General features: G+C 69.9%; 4 protein-coding genes. All 4 read right to left on the reverse strand.

The window, feature by feature from the left end:
- Positions 1 to 871 (reverse strand): 2Fe-2S iron-sulfur cluster-binding protein (locus ACRDP3_RS17345; RefSeq protein WP_431517863.1); only part of this gene is annotated, 871 nt, incomplete at its 3' end.
- Entirely contained in the window at positions 868 to 2247 is a 1380-nt protein-coding gene (gene nuoF / locus ACRDP3_RS17350; RefSeq protein WP_431517864.1) for an NADH-quinone oxidoreductase subunit NuoF, read from the reverse strand. The genes ACRDP3_RS17345 and nuoF, both read right to left, overlap by 4 nt.
- Entirely contained in the window at positions 2247 to 3053 is an 807-nt protein-coding gene (gene nuoE, locus ACRDP3_RS17355; RefSeq protein ID WP_431517865.1) for an NADH-quinone oxidoreductase subunit NuoE, read from the reverse strand. The genes nuoF and nuoE overlap by 1 nt, the downstream gene beginning before the upstream one ends.
- Positions 3050 to 4148, reverse strand: a 1099-nt coding sequence (locus ACRDP3_RS17360) for an NADH-quinone oxidoreductase subunit D (RefSeq protein ID WP_431517866.1), incomplete at its 5' end; no start/stop codon positions are given. The genes nuoE and ACRDP3_RS17360, both read right to left, overlap by 4 nt.

Raw genomic sequence — 4148 nt, forward strand, 5'->3', positions numbered from 1 at the left:
CCAGCGGGGTGGTGAGGCGGTCGGGGCGCTGGGCGTAGCGGAAGCCGAAGCGGCCCTTGTCGCACAGCCATTCCTCGTTGACCTCGGGGTCGGCCGCTGCGAGCCGGCGCATGACCTTGCCGCGCCGGTGGTCCGTACGGGTCGCGCAGCCGCCCGCGCAGTGCTCGCACACCGACGGCGAGGAGACCAGGTCGAAGGGGCGGGAGCGGAAGCGGTACGCCGCCGAAGTGAGCGCCCCGACCGGGCAGATCTGGATGGTGTTGCCGGAGAAGTAGGACTGGAACGGCTCGCACTCGCCCGTACCGACCTGCTGCAGCGCGCCGCGCTCCAGCATCTCGATCATCGGGTCACCGGCGATCTGCTCGGAGAAGCGGGTGCAGCGCGCGCACAGCACGCACCGCTCGCGGTCCAGCAGCACCTGCTTCGAGATCGGCACCGGCTTGGCGAAGGTGCGCTTGGCGCCCTCGAACCGGGTGTCGGCCTCACCGGTCGACATCGCCTGGTTCTGCAGCGGGCACTCGCCGCCCTTGTCGCAGACGGGGCAGTCCAGCGGGTGGTTGATGAGCAGCAGCTCCATCACACCGCGCTGCGCCTTCTCCGCGACCGGCGAGGTCAGATGGGTCTTGACCACCATGCCGTCGGTGCAGGTGATGGTGCAGGACGCCATCGGCTTGCGCTGGCCCTCCACCTCGACGATGCACTGACGGCAGGCGCCGGCGGGGTCCAGGAGCGGATGGTCGCAGAAGCGCGGGATCTCGATGCCGAGCTGCTCGGCGGCGCGGATGACGAGGGTGCCCTTGGGCACGCTGAGTTCCGCTCCGTCGATCGTCAGCGAGACGAGGTCCTCCTGCGTTGCGGGGACGGTGGTCACGCGGAGGCCTCCCGGTGCGAGTTCTGCGGGTTCTGCGAGTTCTTCGGGTCCTGCGGGGCCTGTGCGTCGGCCCACGCGGTGGACTTCGCGGGGTCGAAGGGGCAGCCGCGCCCCTCCAGGTGCTGCTCGTACTCCTCGCGGAAGTACTTCAGCGAGGAGAAGATCGGTGAGGCGGCGCCGTCACCGAGGGCGCAGAAGGACTTGCCGTTGATGTTGTCGGCGATGTCGTCGATCTTGTCGATGTCGGCCGGTGCCGCCTTGCCCGCCTCGATGTCGCGCAGCAGCTGCACGAGCCAGTACGTGCCTTCGCGGCAGGGCGTGCACTTGCCGCAGGACTCGTGTGCGTAGAACTCGGTCCAGCGGGTGACCGCCCGTACGACACAGGTCGTCTCGTCGAAACACTGCAGCGCCTTGGTGCCGAGCATGGAGCCCGCGGCGCCGACGCCCTCGTAGTCGAGCGGCACGTCGAGGTGCTCGTCCGTGAGCATCGGTGTCGAGGAGCCGCCCGGCGTCCAGAACTTCAGCCGGTGGCCGGGCCGCATGCCCCCGCTCATCTCCAGCAGCTGGCGCAGCGTGATGCCCAGCGGTGCCTCGTACTGGCCGGGGCTGGCGACGTGGCCGCTGAGCGAGTAGAGGGTGAAGCCGGGGGACTTCTCCGTCCCCATCGAGCGGAACCAATCCTTGCCCTTGTGCATGAGGGCGGGCACCGAGGCGATGGACTCGACGTTGTTCACGACGGTGGGGCAGGCGTACAGACCCGCGACGGCCGGGAACGGCGGCCGCAGCCGGGGCTGTCCGCGGCGGCCCTCCAGGGAGTCCAGCAGCGCCGTCTCCTCACCGCAGATGTAGGCGCCCGCGCCCGCGTGCACGGTGATGTCCAGCGGCTTGCCGTCGCCGAGCGCGTCCTTGCCGAGGTAGCCCGCCTCGTACGCCTCACGCACGGCCAGGTGCAGGCGCCGCAGTACGGGGACGACCTCGCCGCGCAGGTAGATGAAGGCGTGCGAGGAGCGGATCGCGTGGCAGGCGATCACGATGCCCTCGATGAGGGAGTGCGGATTGGCGTAGAGCAGCGGGATGTCCTTGCAGGTGCCCGGCTCGGACTCGTCGGCGTTGACGACGAGATAGTGCGGCTTGCCGTCGCCCTGCGGAATGAACTGCCACTTCATGCCGGTCGGGAACCCCGCGCCGCCGCGCCCGCGCAGGCCGGCGTCCTTCACGTACGCGATGACCTCGTCCGGCGGCATCGCCAGCGCCGTGGCCAGCCCGGCGTAGCCGTCGTAGTGGCGGCGGTAGGTCTCCAGGGTCCAGGCGTCGGGCTTGTCCCAGTTGGCGGAGAGCACCGGGGTGAGCAGCTTCTCCGGGGATTCGGTCGACATCACTCGTTCTCCTCGTCGCCCGGCAGCGGTACGGGCTGATCCGCGGGCCCGCCGGCAGCGCGCGGGCTGACGCGACGGCCCGCCGGGGCCTCGCCCCGGGCCAGCCGCAGTCCCACCAGCGAGGGTTCGCCGCCGGCGCCGGTGGCCTCCACCGCGCCCGGGCGCTGGTCGGGGAAGCCGGCCAGGATGCGTGCCGTCTCCTTGAAGGTGCACAGCGGCGCACCGCGGGTGGGGGTCACCTCGCGTCCGGCGCGCAGGTCGTCGACCATCCGCCGGGCGGATTCGGGCGTCTGGTTGTCGAAGAACTCCCAGTTGACCATCACCACCGGTGCGTAGTCGCAGGCGGCGTTGCACTCGATGTGCTCGAGGGTGACCTTGCCGTCGTCGGTGGTCTCGTTGTTGCCCACGGCCAGGTGTTCTTTGAGCTCGTCGAAGATGGCGTCACCGCCCATCACAGCGCACAGCGTGTTCGTGCAGACGCCGACCTGGTAGTCGCCGGAGGGCTTGCGGCGGTACATCGAGTAGAAGGTCGCGACCGCGTTGACCTCGGCGGTGGTGAGATCGAGCAGCTCGGCGCAGAAGCGCTGGCCGGTGCGGGTGACGTGGCCCTCCTCCGCCTGCGTGAGGTGCAGCAGGGGCAGCAGCGCCGAGCGGCTGTCGGGGTAGCGCGCGATGATCTCGCGGCCGTCCCGCTCCAGCCGCTCGCGCACGTCGGCCGGATAGTCCGGCGCGGGCATGGCGGGGATGCCGAGCATCGGTGCTTCGGGGGTGCTCGGGGCGCTCCCCCGGTCGGGCGCGGTGGTCATCGGTCGACGCCTCCCATCACGGGGTCGATGGACGCGACGGCGACGATCACGTCGGCCACCTGGCCGCCCTCGCACATCGCCGCCATGGCTTCGAGGTTGGTGAAGGAGGGGTCACGGAAGTGCACGCGGTACGGACGGGTGCCGCCGTCGCTCACGGCGTGCACGCCGAGTTCGCCCTTCGGGGACTCCACCGCCGCGTAGGCCTGTCCCGGCGGGACCCGGAAGCCCTCGGTGACCAGCTTGAAGTGGTGGATCAGGGCCTCCATGGAGGTGCCCATGATGTTCCTGATGTGGTCCAGCGAGTTGCCGAGCCCGTCCGGGCCGAGCGCGAGCTGCGCGGGCCAGGCGATCTTCTTGTCGCCGACCATGACCGGGCCCGGCTCCAGCCGGTCGATGCACTGCTCGACGATGCGCAGCGACTCGTACATCTCCTCCAGGCGCAGCAGGAAGCGCCCGTAGGAGTCGCAGGTGTCGACGGTGGGGACCTCGAAGTCGTAGGTCTCGTAACCGCAGTAGGGCTGTGCCTTGCGCAGGTCGTGCGGGAGTCCGGCGGAGCGGAGGATCGGACCGGTCGCGCCGAGCGCCATGCAGCCGGCCAGGTCGAGATGGCCGATGCCCTTGAGCCGGGCCTTGAAGACGGGGTTGCCGGTGGCGAGCGCGTCGTACTCCGGCAGGTTCTTCCTGATCTTCTTCAGGAACTCGCGCAGCGCGTCGACCGTGCCGGGCGGCAGGTCCTGCGAGAGGCCGCCGGGGCGGATGTAGGCGTGGTTCATCCGGAGCCCGGTGATCAGTTCGAAGAGATCCAGCACCAGTTCGCGGTCCCGGAAGCCGAAGATCATCATGGTGGTGGCGCCCAGCTCCATGCCGCCTGTGGCGATCGCGACGAAGTGGGACGAGAGCCGGTTCAGCTCCATCAGCAGCACGCGGATGACGTTGGCACGGTCCGGGATGTCGCCCTCGATGCCGAGCAGCTTCTCGACCGCCATGCAGTACGCCGTCTCGTTGAAGAACGGCGTGAGGTAGTCCATGCGCGTCACGAACGTCGTGCCCTGCGTCCACGTCCGGTACTCGAGGTTCTTCTCGATGCCGGTGTGG

This window comes from Streptomyces sp. (assembly GCF_050698815.1).
Taxonomy (GTDB): domain Bacteria; phylum Actinomycetota; class Actinomycetes; order Streptomycetales; family Streptomycetaceae; genus Streptomyces.

Excerpts from the sequence above, each read along its gene's own strand:
- nuoF (WP_431517864.1), bottom strand. The coding sequence starts at position 2,247 with ATGTCGACCGAATCCCCGGAGAAGCTGCTCACCCCGGTGCTCTCCGCC.
- nuoE (WP_431517865.1), bottom strand. The coding sequence starts at position 3,053 with ATGACCACCGCGCCCGACCGGGGGAGCGCCCCGAGCACCCCCGAAGCA.